This window comes from Paraburkholderia sp. JPY465 (assembly GCF_050436725.1).
Lineage (GTDB): Bacteria > Pseudomonadota > Gammaproteobacteria > Burkholderiales > Burkholderiaceae > Paraburkholderia > Paraburkholderia youngii.
This window is the reverse complement of sequence record NZ_JBNDMT010000006.1, coordinates 526,567-540,628: the sequence shown is the minus strand read 5'-3', so window position 1 is coordinate 540,628 and position 14,062 is coordinate 526,567. Positions and strand designations below refer to the sequence as shown.

Annotated in this window: 12 protein-coding genes; all 12 read left to right on the top strand. The window is 64.2% G+C overall.

What is annotated here, in order from left to right:
- Nucleotides 1-991 precede the first annotated feature (991 nt).
- The 12 genes from tssB (at nt 992) to QFZ94_RS35570 (ending at nt 14,061) form a co-directional block, all read left to right on the top strand.
- Nucleotides 992-1,528, top strand: coding sequence for a type VI secretion system contractile sheath small subunit (gene tssB, locus QFZ94_RS35625; protein WP_368584278.1), 537 nt, complete (start codon nt 992-994; stop codon nt 1,526-1,528).
- Between the two features lie 82 nt (nt 1,529-1,610).
- Complete coding sequence (tssC, locus tag QFZ94_RS35620) at nt 1,611-3,119, top strand: type VI secretion system contractile sheath large subunit (RefSeq protein ID WP_368584277.1); 1,509 nt, start codon at nt 1,611-1,613, stop codon at nt 3,117-3,119.
- A 64-nt stretch (nt 3,120-3,183) separates the two neighbouring features.
- A complete protein-coding gene (locus QFZ94_RS35615; RefSeq protein ID WP_368584276.1) occupies nt 3,184-3,675 on the top strand; it encodes an Hcp family type VI secretion system effector in 492 nt (163 codons plus the stop codon).
- Nucleotides 3,676-3,742: 67 nt separating this feature from the next.
- Nucleotides 3,743-4,180 (top strand): type VI secretion system baseplate subunit TssE, encoded by a 438-nt coding sequence (gene tssE, locus QFZ94_RS35610; RefSeq protein WP_429462770.1) that lies wholly within the window; start codon nt 3,743-3,745, stop codon nt 4,178-4,180.
- Nucleotides 4,181-4,199: 19 nt separating this feature from the next.
- On the top strand, nt 4,200-5,957 hold the full coding sequence (tssF, locus tag QFZ94_RS35605; protein ID WP_429462769.1) for a type VI secretion system baseplate subunit TssF: 1,758 nt from the start codon (nt 4,200-4,202) through the stop codon (nt 5,955-5,957).
- Entirely contained in the window at nt 5,912-7,006 is a 1,095-nt protein-coding gene (gene tssG / locus QFZ94_RS35600; RefSeq protein ID WP_429462768.1) for a type VI secretion system baseplate subunit TssG, read from the top strand. Before tssF ends, tssG begins: the two co-directional genes overlap by 46 nt.
- Nucleotides 7,007-7,017: 11 nt before the next feature.
- Nucleotides 7,018-9,750: a type VI secretion system ATPase TssH gene (gene tssH, locus QFZ94_RS35595; RefSeq protein ID WP_368584272.1), complete on the top strand. Its 2,733-nt coding sequence runs from the start codon at nt 7,018-7,020 to the stop codon at nt 9,748-9,750.
- A gap of 4 nt (nt 9,751-9,754) precedes the next feature.
- A complete protein-coding gene (gene tssI / locus QFZ94_RS35590; protein WP_429462767.1) occupies nt 9,755-11,677 on the top strand; it encodes a type VI secretion system tip protein TssI/VgrG in 1,923 nt (640 codons plus the stop codon).
- 7 nt (nt 11,678-11,684) lie between these two features.
- Nucleotides 11,685-12,416 carry a toxin-antitoxin system YwqK family antitoxin gene (locus QFZ94_RS35585; protein ID WP_429462766.1) on the top strand — a complete coding sequence of 244 codons (732 nt, stop codon included), beginning with the start codon at nt 11,685-11,687 and terminating at the stop codon, nt 12,414-12,416.
- Nucleotides 12,417-12,418: 2 nt separating this feature from the next.
- Nucleotides 12,419-12,805, top strand: a complete 387-nt coding sequence (locus QFZ94_RS35580; protein WP_429462765.1) for a DUF4280 domain-containing protein — start codon at nt 12,419-12,421, stop codon at nt 12,803-12,805.
- A 13-nt stretch (nt 12,806-12,818) separates the two neighbouring features.
- Nucleotides 12,819-13,061 (top strand): hypothetical protein, encoded by a 243-nt coding sequence (locus QFZ94_RS35575; RefSeq protein WP_429462764.1) that lies wholly within the window; start codon nt 12,819-12,821, stop codon nt 13,059-13,061.
- Between the two features lie 13 nt (nt 13,062-13,074).
- Nucleotides 13,075-14,061 carry a substrate-binding periplasmic protein gene (locus tag QFZ94_RS35570; protein ID WP_429462763.1) on the top strand — a complete coding sequence of 329 codons (987 nt, stop codon included), beginning with the start codon at nt 13,075-13,077 and terminating at the stop codon, nt 14,059-14,061.
- Nucleotide 14,062 lies beyond the last annotated feature (1 nt).

The following is a 14,062-nucleotide window of genomic DNA, read 5'->3' as shown; positions in this document are numbered from 1 at the left end:
CCCGGGACGAATTTCAGTAGCATCCGCTAACCACTTTTTGGTCGCATTTTTTATTTCTTACATCAACTTTCATTTCCGCTACGTTACCGGATACTTGCGGATGGAAAGCTTTCTAAAACTTTGGGTCGTGGCGCGCAGGGTCGATTGAACTGCCGCTGCCAGGCTTGCCGAATGGGAGGCGCAAGCCGGTCGGGCTGCGGCACTCGCCGGGTATCAGTTTCTGTTTTTTGTCACGAACGCATATTTCAAGTGATCTATTTTTTACTTGTTATACCTTGTAGGTTCATATGCAGACGCGCACTGCATTTTCGATTTCAGATAATCGATACTTTTTTGCGAGATATTTGCTGTTTTGATTATCTGTTGGTTCGCGCCAGACATGACTCGTCGGTGGACGCGAACGTTCGGAATCCAGCCGGTAGGTGCTGAAAGGGCTAATTGGACAAAGGCCGTCTACGTTCATCGCACTATGACGCCAGTCGCCAAGGCTTTCCAATAACGCTCTCTTTAGCGATGCCGCTAGCCCCAACCGATTGCCAGATAACTGTCTTGTAGCTGTAAAAAGTCTGTGTTCTAATTCTGCCTAAATTTTCCAGGCCGGCCAGCATGCACCGATCGTGCGTGAGACCAGGTTGGCCTGACAAGCAAGTCACGGTTTCTTCTTCAACGGCCATTACCCCTGACCAAGGTAGTGTTCATGGCCAGCGGAAACCGCGGGGGACGAGCGCTAGAACTGCTACCAGCGCTCTATACGGTAGCCTGCCATCCGCGCAGGTTCGCCCAGCCCTGCTGTGGGTAGCCTGATTCAAAGAAAACTAAAGAAAGGCGCTCACGTTGACGACAACCCGTCAGCGGGTTCTGCTCGCGCGCATGCGGCGAGCGTGATCCTGCGCGCTCTTCGACAGACTTTTGTACCTTGTGCCATACGCTCGCAAACGAAGCGGGCGCCAGCGTTCGTTGTCCTCATAGTCAAGCATCTCCGGAGAGATCCATGTCGAACAGTTTGCAGAAATGGGTGGGGCGTAACCGTCCGCCGCGTGTCCAGATCACCTACGACGTCGAAGTCGGCGATGCGGTCGAGAAGCGTGAGCTTCCGCTCGTAGTCGGCCTGCTGGCGGACCTTTCGGGGCATCCGGCCACGCCGCTGCCAAAGCTCAAGGAGCGCCGTCTGGTCGACATCGACCGTGACAACTTCGACGAGATCATGGGCAAAATCCGCCCGCGACTCGACCTTTCCGTGCCCGACACGATGAAGGGCGAAGGCAATATCAAGGTCGAGCTGAAGTTCGAAAAGTTCGAGGATTTCCACCCAGAAAGCATCGTGAATCAGGTGCCGCGCCTCGCGAAGCTGCTCGAAGCGCGTCAGCAACTGCGTGATCTGCTCGCCAAACTCGACGGCAACGACGAACTCGATTCGATGCTCGAGCGCATCGTGCAGAGCAGCGAAGAACTCAAGAAAGTTCAAAGCCAGGCTCAGGCCAGCAACGCACCCGCAGCCGAGGCTGCAGGTGACGCATCGGCTGAATAAGCCACGACTGGCGAAACCGGCATAACGGGCGAGACCCAAAACGCCCAGTTGTGGGCGCAATGAACTTTCAAAGGTGATTCACATGGAAAGCACTACTGCAGCCGGCGCAGCCGGTAGCGAAGCCCAGACCCTCGAGGCGTCGGCAGGCGCCGAGTTGAGCCTGCTCGAGCGCATCGTTCACGAAGGCAACATGGCCGTCGAGCCATCGCAAAGCGGCTACGCGAAGCAACTGATCGGCCAGCTCGCGTCACAGATCCTCGACGAAGGCATGCGCACGAGCCCGGACAAGAGCGTCGTCGCGATGATCAATGAGCGCGTCGCCGAGATCGACAAGCTGCTCTCGGATCAGCTCAACGCGATCATGCACGACGAAGCGTTCCAGACGCTCGAAGCGTCGTGGACCGGCCTGCATGACATGGTCTATGGCACGGAAACGGGCCCGCGCCTGAAGCTGCGTCTCCTGAACGTGACGAAGAAGGACCTGCTCAAGGACCTCGAAACCGCAGTCGATCACGACATGAGCGCACTCTTCAAGAAGATCTACGAAGAGGAATACGGCACGTTCGGTGGCCATCCGTTCTCGATGCTGATTGGCGATTACTCGTTCGGTCGTCATCCGCAGGACATCGCACTGCTGGAGCGCATCTCGAAGGTAGCCGCTGCGGCGCATGCGCCGTTCATTGCGGCCGCAGCCCCGAGCCTGTTCGACCTGAAGTCGTTCACGGACCTCGGTGTGACGCGCGACCTGTCGAAAACCTTTGAGAGTGCCGAACTTGCCGGCTGGCGTTCCTTCCGCGACTCGGAAGATTCGCGCTATGTGTCGCTGGTGCTGCCTTCGTACGCAGCGCGCCTGCCGTATGGCGCGAAGACGAAGCCCGTCGAGAACTTCAACTTCGAAGAAGACGTCGACGGTAGCGATCACAGCAAGTACCTGTGGGCCAACTCCGCCTACCAGCTCGGTCTGCGCATTACCGACGCATTCGCGAAGTACAGCTGGGCGACCTCCATTCGCGGCGTCGAAGGCGGCGGCAAAGTGGAGAACATGGTCGCGCACGCGTACAAGACCGACGAAGGCGATGTCGTCCTCAAGTGCCCGACGGAAGTGACGATCACCGACCGTCGCGAGAAAGAGCTGAATGACCTTGGCTTTATTGCGCTCGTTAACTCGAAAGGCTCTAACTTCGCGACGTTCTTCGGCGGTCAGACGACCAACCGCCCGAAGCTCTACAACAAGGACGCCGCCAACGCGAACTCGCAGCTTTCGGCGCGTTTGCCATACGTTCTCGCGGCCTCACGCTTCGCGCACTATCTGAAAGTGATGATGCGTGACAAGGTGGGAAGCTTCCAGTCTCGCGGCGATGTCGAGGCGTATCTGAACAACTGGATCGCGGACTACGTGTTGATCAATCCGTCGGCTTCGCACGAACAGAAAGCGCGCTTCCCGCTTGGCGAGGCACGCGTGGACGTGACGGAGGTGCAGGGCAAGCCGGGCGCTTATCGCGCGACCTGCTTCCTGAAGCCCCATTTCCAGATGGAAGAACTGACGGCGTCGATCCGTCTCGTCGCGGAACTGCCGGCAGCGGCGGCCTGATGATCGTGTGTGCGGCGCAAGCCGCACGCACGAGATATTGATCACCTATTGAGAAGAGACAGCTATGGATACCGTTCTGCTGCAGATTAAGGACATCAAGGGTAATTCGACACTGGAGGGCGCGACCGAACATATCGTCCTGTATTCGTACTCGCTCGGCGTCACGATGCAGATGAACAACGACGTGGGCCGCACGGAACGTACGCTCGGTCGTCCGAACTTCATGGAATTTAACGTCAACAAGGCGACCGACCAGTCCACGCCGGCGCTTTACGCAGCTTGCGCCGGGGGCACGAAGCTCGGGGAGGCCAAGATTTCGATCGGGCGCAACGAAAACAGCAAGTTCATGCCGCTGATCGAGTACACGCTCAGCGACGCCATGATCTCGGCGATCACGACTTCGGGCTCCGGCGAATCGCAGGATAACGTGACGATCAACTTCTCGAAGATCACGACCACGTACACGCAGCAAAACGTCGACTCGACGAAGAAGGGTACCGCGTCGTTCGGCTGGGATCTGGCCGCGAACAAGGCGATCACGGTGTCGGCTTCCTGATTCTCAACTGCGCACCGCCGGCGGAGTCTGGAGCTTTTCGGTCGGTGATACCCGGAGCATTTGCTTGATGCCCGCAATCGTAAGCGGTTCACCGATGCCATTGTTCGATCGCCTCGCCGCCAGCGGCGAGGCGCAGCTACGCGGCGCAGACGGGCTGCGGGCGTCGATCGCGCGCGAACTCACGCGGCTGCTCAATACGCGCTCCCGTTTGACGTTCGACGAATTTGCCGAAAGCGACGGGAGTGTGATCGATTACGGCGTACCCGATTTTTCGGACCGGTCGCTGCATTCGGGACCGGACCGCGATCTGATAGCCGCAGCGATCGGGCGGGCTATTGCGCTGTTCGAGCCGCGCCTCGCCAATGTCGAGGTTGCGTTTGCCTTTTCCGCTGCGCACGTGCAGCGGGCAATCCTGACCATCAGTGCTCAAATGCGTGCTGGCCAAAGCGTTACGCACGTGGCGTTCGAGCTGGCCGACAACGGTCATACGCTCGTCGCGGCGTGAGGCAAGCACTCAAGCTCACATGCCGGCCGACGACATCCTTCAATACTACAAACGCGAGCTTTCGTACCTGCGTCTGCAAGGTGCGGAGTTCGCGCGTCGCTACCCGAAAATCGCGTCGCGTCTCGCGCTGCACGGCACCGAGTCGCTCGACCCGCATACTGAGCGTCTCGTCGAGGCCACCGCATTTCTCGCCGCGCGCGTGCATCGCGATCTCGACCAGGAGTTCCCGCAGGTCGCTTCAGCGTTGCTCGAGAACGTGTGCCCGACGCTCGTGCAACCCGTACCGTCGATGACGGTCGCGCAGTTCGAACTCGATCCGACCCAAGGCAAGGTGACGGCCGGTTTTGCCGTGCCGCGCCACACGGGCTTGCAAGCCCGTACGGAAACGGGCGACGCGTGTCGCTTTCGCACGGCGTGGGATACGGTGCTGTGGCCGATTGGCATCCGCCATGCCGCGTTCGGCGAAGACGCCACGCTGCGTCTCACGCTGGAATGCGCGGAGGGCGTCGACTTCGCAGAGCTGGAAATCAGGCAGCTTCGCCTGCACCTCCACGGCGACTGGATGGTGACGATGCCGCTCTACGAACTGCTGGTGTCGGGTGTAACGGACGTCTCGGTGCGCCCGGAAGGCGCGCGGGCGCCGTCGTTGCTGCCCGCGCGCGCGTGGCGCGAAGTCGGCTATGGCGAAGCGGACGACGTGCTACCGCGCCCACCCCATGCGCAGCCCGCATATGCGCTGATGCAGGAATACTTCGCGTTTCCGCGCAAGTTTCATTTTTTCGATCTGCACCATCTCGAAGGGCGTCTCGGCAAGGGCCGCCGTTGCGAGATCGTGCTGCACCTGAACCGCACTCCGCGCGGTCTCGGCATGCTGCACGCGGGGCATTTCCAGCTCGGCTGCGCGCCCGTGATCAACCTGTTCTCGCAGACGAGCGAGCCGATCGTCGTGGATCACCGTCACTACGAGTACCGCCTGGTCGCGGATCAGCGGCGCGAGTCGATCACGGAGATTCACTCGATCGAGTCCGTCGTCGCGTCGCATCCGACTCTTGGGGCCGAGGCGGCGGTGCCGTGCTTTTCGGCCATCGATCACGTCGAGGCCGATGGCAACACCGTGTTCTGGTCCGCGCGCCGGGAACATAGCCTGCGAGAGAACGTGCAGGGCACGGACATGTTCCTGAGCTTCGTCGATTCGGCCAACGTGCTAGCCGATCCCGGCGCACCCGTGATCTACGCGAACGTGCTGTGCACGAATCGCCGTCTTGCCGAACAGGTGCCAGTGGGCGCGCGCATGCTGATCGAGAAGGTCTCGCAGAACGTGCGCGTGCGCTGTCTTTACGAGCCGACCGCTCAGCGCAGCCCCGCACTCGGCAGTGAAACGCTGTGGCGTCTGATCTCGCTGCTCACGCTCAACTATCACTCGCTCGTGAGCGGCGCGACGGGCCGCGCGCAGTTGCAGGAAATGCTGCGGCTGTTCGCTTCCGACAGCACGCGCGAGCAGGACCAGATTCGCGGCATCCGCAGCGTGGAGGCGCGCAGCGCGACCGCGCATGTCGGCAGCGACGCGTGGCGCGGCTATTGCCGCGGCACCGAGGTCGTCGTCGAGTTCGATCCCGAGAACTTCGTGGGCGGCTCGCCGCTGCTGCTGGGGGCCGTGCTCGCGCGCTTCTTCGCGATGTATACGTCGGTCAATTCCTTTGTACGGCTGCTGGTGCGCCGTGGAGACGAGATATGGAAGCAATGGGAGCCGATGACAGGCTGCCAGCAGCTGCTCTGATCGCGCGTCTCAAGGCGAATCCGCAGCGCTTCGATCTGTTCCAGGCGATCAGTCTGCTGGAGCGAGCCGCGCCGTGGGCGCGTGCGCTCGGCCGCGGCAATGGGCTAGGCGAAGCCGTCCGCCTCACTGGCCACGTCTCGCTTGCATTCGAGCCGAGCGACGTCCACAGCGTGCGCGAGAAGACGGCGGCGCAACAGGATGGCATGCCCGCTGGCACCAGTGTGTCGTACGCGCCGCGCGCAACCTGGACATTGTCCACGCCCGTGCTTACGCTCGCGGGCGCCAACGGCCCGTTGCCAATGGCGTACACCGAACTCGTGCTGGAGCGCCGCGCACAGCGCGACACGGCGACGGCGGACCTGCTCGACATCTTCAATCACCGCTTTCTGTCGTTCCTGTATCGCAGTCGCAAGAAGCATGCGCCCGGGCTGAACTGGCGCTCGCCACACGCGAGCGCGATCGCGGCCTCTCTCGACGCGCTCAGCAATCTGGGCCTGCGCGACGGCATACGCGGCCCGCGTGACGCGCGCCTGTGGTTGCGCCACGCAGGTCTGCTGAGCGCCGCGCCACGCTCGATGACGGGCCTCATCGCGATGCTTGCCGACCGGCTCGGGCTCGAAGTGCGCGGCGAGCAATTCGTCGGCGGCTGGCGCGAGGTCGACAGCGCCGACTCGCTGCGCCTCGGGCGCGCGGGCTCGGCGCGGCTCACCGGTGTGGCCGTGCTCGGGCGTCGCACGTGGGACCAGGCGAGCGGCATCTGCCTCGAATTCCCCGGCCTGAGCAGGGCGCGCTTCGAGGCGCTGTTGCCCGGCGGCGCGGATCACGCGCTCGCCGCGTGGCTCATTCGCGCGTATCTGCAGCAGGATTTCGACGTGCAGTTCGTGCTGCACCTTGCGTCGCAAACCACCGCCTGCGAAGTCGGTGGGCCGCGCGCGTCCCGCCTCGGCTGGACGACGTGGCTGGGCGGCTCGCGCCATACCCCTCACGCACCGGCACCGGTGCGCCTCGCGCTGCGCGAGGCCGCCGCGCCCGCGACGAAGGTTCACTAAGGAATCCGCGCATGGATATCGATATTCGCACGCTGTTGAGCCGCCTGAATCCGGAATGCAAGCTCGCGATGGAACAGGCCGCGCAGCTGTGCGTGCGACAGACGCATTACAACGTCGACGTCGAGCATCTGCTGCTCACGCTGCTGGAATCCGATGCGCCGGACCTCAAGGCCATTCTTGCGCACTTCGCCGTCAAGCCCGAAACGCTGAGCGCGCAGCTGCAGAAGACCGTTGATGGATTCAAGCGCGGCAATGGCCGCACGCCGGCGCTTTCGCCGAACTTTTCGCCGCTCTTCCAGGAAGCGTGGCTGCTCAGCTCGATGCTGCTCGGTGAGCAACAGATCCGCTCGGGCACGCTCGTTCTCGCGCTGCTCGAAGTCGACACTCTGCGCGGCATGCTGCTCGAATCGGCCCCGGCGCTCCTCAACTTCCCGCGCGCGGCCCTGCGCGACCGGCTCGCGGCGATTCTCGCGGGCTCGTCCGAAGATGCGGGCGGCTCGCACATGCCCGGCCAGGACTCCGAAGCGGCGCAGCCTGGCGCGGCGTCCGCGTCCGCATCGTCTGTGGCGCGAGAGGCGGGTGCGATGCCGAACATCGCGGGCGGCGCTGGCGGGAGCGGCCGCAAGTCGGCGCTGGAGCTGTACACCGTCGACATGACCGGCCTCGCGCGTGAAGGCAAGATCGATCCGATTCGCGGACGCGACGCCGAAATCCGCCAGTTGATCGACGTGCTGCTACGCCGCCGCCAGAACAACCCGATCCTCACGGGCGAGGCGGGCGTGGGCAAAACGGCCGTGGTGGAGGGTTTCGCACAGCGCATCGTGCAGGGCGACGTGCCGCCTGCGCTCGTCAACGTGTCGGTGCGCTCGCTCGATCTTGCGCTGCTGCAGGCGGGCGCGGGCGTGAAGGGCGAGTTCGAGAACCGGCTCAAGTCGGTGATTGCGGAAGTGAAGGCGTCGCCGGTGCCGGTGATCCTGTTCATCGACGAGGCGCATCAGCTGATCGGCGCGGGCGGCAGCGAGGGCCAGGGCGACGCGGCCAACCTGCTCAAGCCGGCGCTCGCGCGCGGCGAGCTGCGCACGATCGCCGCGACCACGTGGGCCGAGTACAAGAAATACGTGGAACGCGATCCGGCGCTCGCGCGGCGCTTCCAGGTGGTCAAGGTCGAGGAGCCAAGCGAGGCCGTCGCGATCGACATGCTGCGCGGCATGGTGCAGAAGCTCGAAGAGCACCACGGCGTGGAAATCCTCGACGACGCGGTGCGCGACGCCGTGAAGCTTTCGCATCGCTACATCTCCGGGCGCCAGTTGCCGGACAAGGCGATCAGCGTGCTCGACACGGCGTGCGCCCGCGTGGCGATCGGCCAAAGCGGCACGCCCGAGGAAATCGAGGCGCTTGGCCGCACGATCGAAGCGGCCGAGCACCAGCTTCGCATCCTGCGCCACGAGGCGGCCACGGGCGCCGATCGTGCTGACGCCATCGCTGTGACGACGAAGCAGCTCGACGACGCGCGCGCGCAGCGCTCGCGCCTCACCGACAAGCTCGCCACCGAAAAGCGCGCAGTGGAAGAGATCCTCGCGTGGCGCAAGAAGATCCGCGGCTATCTGTCGGACCCGGACAGCGCGGCCGATGGCGAGGATGCCGCATCGCTCGCGGTCAATCTCTCGCGCCTCGAAAAAGGCCTCGAAGCCATGCAGAACGACGAGCCGATGGTGCCCGTATGCGTGGACTCGGAGACGGTCGCCCAGGTCATTTCGGGCTGGACCGGCATCCCCGTTGGCCGCATGCTCGCCGACGAACTGCACACCGTGCTGTATCTGCAGGACAAGCTTGCCGAGCGCGTAGTCGGCCAGGACGAAGCGCTCGACGCGATCGCGCGGCGCGTGCGCACGTTCCGCGCCGATCTCGACGATCCGGGCAAGCCGGTGGGTGTGTTCCTGCTCGTCGGGCCGAGCGGCGTGGGCAAGACCGAGACAGCGTGCGCGCTTGCGGACATGCTGTACGGCGGCGAGCGCAACATGATCACCGTGAACATGTCGGAGTTTCAGGAGGCGCACAGCGTGTCCGGGCTCAAGGGCGCGCCGCCGGGATATGTCGGCTACGGACGTGGCGGCGTGCTCACCGAGGCCGTGCGCCGCCGTCCGTATAGCGTCGTGCTGCTCGACGAAATGGAGAAGGCGCATCCCGACGTGCTGGAGCTGTTCTTCCAGGTGTTCGACAAGGGCGTGATGGAAGACGGCGAAGGCGTGCCGATCGACTTCAAGAACACGCTCATTCTGCTGACCTCGAACGCCGCGCAGGATGTCATCACCGAAGCGAGCCGGGGCGGCCGCCGCCCGCCGCCCGACGAGTTGATCGAGAAGCTGCGCCCGGCGCTGCTGCGGCAGTTCAGTCCGGCTTTTCTGGGCCGGCTCGTGCTCGTGCCTTACTACCACCTCGGCGACGCGCAGATCAGCGCGATTGTGAACCTGAAGCTCGAACGGCTCGCGCAGCGCTTCGAGCGCAACCATCACGCTGGCCTCACGTGGGACGAAGACGTGGCCACGCTGATCGCGCAGCGCTGCAAGGAAGTGGACAGCGGCGCGCGCAACGTGGACCACATCCTCACGCAGTCGGTGCTGCCGGAGCTCGCGCGCCAGGTCCTCGAGCGCATTTCGATTTCCGAACCATTTGGCGGCGTGCATCTCGCGCTGACGCCGGCCGGCGCGATCGAGTTCCGCTTCCTGTCCAGCGAGGAGGCGTAAGCGCATGTCGACGCCCAGCCAGTCGAACTGGTTTGCATCGGTCTCGACGCCGTTCGGCGCGGACGTGCTGTTGCTCGACGGTTTTGGGGGCCATGAAGCGATCTCGGAGCTATTCAGCTTCGATCTGCGGATGCGTTCGACTAACAAGGCGCTCGATCCCGACGAGATCGTCGGCAAAAGCGTAACGGTGACGCTCAAGGACCAGAGCGGTGTCGCAAGATATTTCAACGGCATCGTGACGCGCTTCGCACACGCGGGAGCGGACGCGCAGCACGGCTTCTATTCGGCGGAGCTTGCGCCGCGCCTCTGGTTGCTCACGCTCGGGCGAGACCGCGTGATCTGGCAGAACCAGTCGGCGCTCGACATCATCAAGAGCGTGCTGGGCACCTTCGGCGTCACCTTCGAGGACCGCACGAAGAGCAGCAGCGCCTATGGCGTGCGCGAATACTGCGTTCAGTACGATGAAAGCGCCTTCCACTTCATCTCGCGGCTGATGGAAGAGGAAGGTGTTTTCTATTTCTTCACGTTCGCGGACGGTGCGCACACGATGGTGCTCGCCGACGACCCTTCCGGTCACGACACAACCCCGGCCGGCGACCTGTATTTCGCCGCCGACGCGAATACCGCCAGCAGCGCGAAGCGACTCGATTCGTTCGCGATGGCGCGGGGGGTCATACCCGGCGAGCACATCGTCAGCGACTACGACTACACCAAGCCTTCGACGATGATTTCATCGTCGAAGGGTTCGTCGAGCTTGCCGACCGGCGCGCGCTATACGTTTCCCGGCCGTGTCGCCACGGCCGGGCAGGCGACCCATCTATCGACCATGCAACTCGAGGCGCACAACGTCACGCAGCAGGTCGGGCAGGGCGCCAGCGGGTACTACGGCCTCGCCGCCGGCACCACCTTCACGCTCGGCGGGCATCCGGACAGTTCGCTCAACGTGAGCTATGTCGCGCGCTCGGTGCGGCATACGGCTTCGAATACCGCCTACAGCAACGAATTCGAGGTCTTTCCTGTCACCGTGCCGTTTCGCGCGCCGCTCGCGACGCCCCGGCCGCTCGTGGCGGGCACGCACACCGCGAAAGTGGTCGGCTCCACCGATGAGGAAATCTGGACCGACGCGCAAGGCCGCATCAAGGTCAAGTTCCACTGGGACCGCACAGAAGAGGCCGACCAGAACAGCTCCTGCTGGGTGCGCGTGGCGCAGTCGGTGGCCGGGCCGGGCTGGGGACACCTGTTCCTGCCGCGCGTGGGGCAGGAAGTCGTCGTGAGCTATGTGGATGGAGACCCCGACCGGCCGCTCGTCACCGGGTGTGTCTACAACGGAGAGAACGCGACGCCCGTCACGCTGCCGGCGAACCAGACGCAGAGCGTGATGCGCTCCCGCTCATCGAAGAAAGGCACGGCGGGCAACGAGATTCGCATGGAGGACAAGCTCGATTCGGAAGAGCTGTACTTCCACGCGCAGAAGGACATGACCGTCGAGGTCGAGAACGCTGTTTCGACCACCGTGAAGGCCGGCGACGAAACGCACACCGTGACGCAGGGCAATCGCACGATCTCGGTGAGCAAGGGCAACGAGTCGCACACGGTGAAGGGCACACGCACGCTCGATGTGACAGGCGACGAAACGCACACGAATCACGCGAAGTTCACGCACAGCGTGACGGGCGATCACGCGCATACCGTCAACGGCAATTACACGCTGAAGGTGGGTGGCAATCTGGTCATCGAGGTGACCGGCTCGGTCAGTATCAAGGCCGGCTCATCGTTCGCGAGCGAAGCCGGCACCACGCACACGAGCAAGGCCACGACCACGCTGAGCACCGAGGGCATGACGATTTCGCACAAGGCCTCGGCGCAGCAGACGGTCGACGGCGGCGGTCAGCTCGCGCTCAAGGGCGGCATTGTCCAGCTCAATTGAGAACGCCATGTCCGCGCCTATGCCTGCTACCGCCGTGTTGTCCGTCGCCGGGTCCGCCGAGACCGTCCAGCCGACGGTGGCCGAGACGCACGATGGCGCGGGCCGCATCGTGAGCCGCGCCGAGCTCGTCAACGGCGTGCCGCACGGCGAGAGCGTGCAGTACGCCCCCAACGGAAGTGCGCTGCTGCGCGCGAGCTACGCATTCGGCCTGCTCGACGGCATGTTGCGAACGTTCGACGCGCAGGGGCGGCCCGTGCAGGAAGCGCAGTACCGCATGGGCCAGCTCGATGGCGCAATGTCGGTGTATCAGGACGGGCGCCTCGCGGGCAGGCAGCAATACGTGGCCGGCGTGCTGCACGGCGAGAGCACGACGTACGCACCCTCCGGTCTCGTGACGTCGCGCATGACCTACGAGGCTGGCAAGCTCGAACGCGATGCGCTCTTCCTGCATGACGGCGTGGTGATACGACGCGCGCGCTTTGCGAAAGGCAGGCTCGAAGGCGAGACGCGCGAGTATGCCGCCGACGGCACGCTCGCGCAGAGCCTGCCGTACCGGGCGGACCTGCTGCATGGCACCGCACGCCGTTACGCACCCGACGGGACCGCGACACACGAGCGCGTCTATCGCCTGGGCAAGCCGCAAGGCGACTGGCGAGCGCTCGACGCACCCGCGGCGAACCGCGACGCCGCGCGTGGGCCGCGCATCGTCAAGCAACTGGAAAAGTGGGTGAGAGGGTAGACATGGGAATTCAGGTGACTTCGGGCGCAACGCTCCAGTGCAGCTTCGGCGCCGCGCCCGCGACGCTGCAGGTGTTGCCGCTCAACCGCGTGATGGCGGGTGCGCCGGCGGCGAACATCACGGACTCCAAGCCGTTCGTCAACATCATGCCGTTCGGGCAATGCAGTTCGATGGCCAATCCCATGGTGGCCGCTGCCACGGCCGCGGCATTGGGCGCGCTCACGCCGATGCCATGCGTGCCCGCGACGGTCGCGCCGTGGGCGCCGGGCTCGCCGACGGTCACGATCGGCGCGATGCCTGCGCTGCAGAACTCCTCAAAGCTGATGTGTATGTGGGCCGGCGTCATCCAGGTCGTCGCACCCGCGCAATTCACCACGCTAACCGCCTGAGGGCGAGACAGATATGCAATACGTTTTTTCGATGACTTCGCGCATGGTGACGATCGCCGTGAGCTGCGCGCTCCTGCTATGCGTGCTGCTGTTCCTGCTCGGTATGGAGATCGGCGCTCGCATGAACCGCTCGCCCGCGCAGAGCGCCGCGCCCGTCGTCGTTTCCGTCGCGCCGCAGTCCGGCGCAGCCGCCCAGTCGTCGCTCGACACAGGCGATCTGGCCGCTGCACCCGCACCCGCTTCTTCGACTCCTTGAGACCGCCAATTCCATGTCGTCTTTCTTTTTCGCTTTTCTGTCCAATGACGTGCGCGGCTCGCGAACCGCCCTCAAGCTCGGCGCCGTGTGGCGCGGGATCGGCGCATCGCTGGCCGGCGCCGCGCTTGCCGTCGCAGCCGGTACCGCTGCTGCGACGCCGGCTAGCCCGAGCGCGCCCGTCGTCGCGAACGCAATCGCGGCCCCGGCCCCGGCGAGTGTGCCCGTCACCACCTCGACCGGTCTCGTCCAGATGCCCGATGGCCGCCTGCTCGCGCCCGAGTTTGCTCGCATCATCGGCCGCGGCGAACTGGTGGTTGCAGTGCTGAGCGTGGACCAGCCGCCGTTCTTCGAGGAGCGCAACAGCAAGCTAGAAGGCCTCGACATCGATCTCGCGCGCGAAATGGCGAGCAAGCTCCACGTGAAAGTGCGTTTCAACCGCGACGCCCATACCTTCGACGACGTCGTGAGCCTGCTCGCGCGTGGGCAGGCCGACATCGCGGTGAGCAAACTGTCGCGCACGCTCACGCGTGCGACGGTGATCGCATTCAGCTCGCCTTACCTGCGCTTGAATCGTGCGCTGCTGCTCAACCGCGTGAAGTTCGCGCAACTCGCGCACGGCCGCTCGGTGCCCGAAGTCGTGCGCTCGTTCGACAGCACTATCGGCGTAGTGGCGAACTCGTCGTACGCAGGCTACGTCGTGAACAATTTCCCGCATGCCCAGGTGCGCAGCTATCCGACCTGGGACGATGTACTCAAGGCGCTCAACGCGGGCGAAATCACGGCGGCCTATCGCGACGAATTCGAAGTCAAGCGCGTGCTCAAGGTCGATCCGACCGCTTCGCTGCGCCTGCGTGTAGTGACGCTGCAGGATCTGGAAGACACGCTCGCGATCGGCGTCAACGTGAACGACCCGGCCCTGCTTTCGTTCGTCAACCAGTTTCTTGCCGAGCGCAGCGTCAAGCTCGACGTGAGCGCGGTTCTCCAGGCCGCGGACCACTAAT

Bases quoted from the DNA above. Each gene is read 5' to 3' on its own strand.
- tssH (WP_368584272.1), top strand. From the start codon at position 7,018: ATGGATATCGATATTCGCACGCTGTTGAGCCGCCTGAATCCGGAATGC.
- QFZ94_RS35575 (WP_429462764.1), top strand. From the start codon at position 12,819: ATGCAATACGTTTTTTCGATGACTTCGCGCATGGTGACGATCGCCGTG.
- tssF (WP_429462769.1), top strand. From the start codon at position 4,200: ATGCCGGCCGACGACATCCTTCAATACTACAAACGCGAGCTTTCGTAC.
- QFZ94_RS35570 (WP_429462763.1), top strand. From the start codon at position 13,075: ATGTCGTCTTTCTTTTTCGCTTTTCTGTCCAATGACGTGCGCGGCTCG.
- tssI (WP_429462767.1), top strand. From the start codon at position 9,755: ATGTCGACGCCCAGCCAGTCGAACTGGTTTGCATCGGTCTCGACGCCG.
- tssB (WP_368584278.1), top strand. From the start codon at position 992: ATGTCGAACAGTTTGCAGAAATGGGTGGGGCGTAACCGTCCGCCGCGT.
- QFZ94_RS35580 (WP_429462765.1), top strand. From the start codon at position 12,419: ATGGGAATTCAGGTGACTTCGGGCGCAACGCTCCAGTGCAGCTTCGGC.
- tssE (WP_429462770.1), top strand. From the start codon at position 3,743: ATGCCCGCAATCGTAAGCGGTTCACCGATGCCATTGTTCGATCGCCTC.
- tssC (WP_368584277.1), top strand. From the start codon at position 1,611: ATGGAAAGCACTACTGCAGCCGGCGCAGCCGGTAGCGAAGCCCAGACC.
- QFZ94_RS35585 (WP_429462766.1), top strand. From the start codon at position 11,685: ATGTCCGCGCCTATGCCTGCTACCGCCGTGTTGTCCGTCGCCGGGTCC.
- QFZ94_RS35615 (WP_368584276.1), top strand. From the start codon at position 3,184: ATGGATACCGTTCTGCTGCAGATTAAGGACATCAAGGGTAATTCGACA.
- tssG (WP_429462768.1), top strand. From the start codon at position 5,912: ATGGAAGCAATGGGAGCCGATGACAGGCTGCCAGCAGCTGCTCTGATC.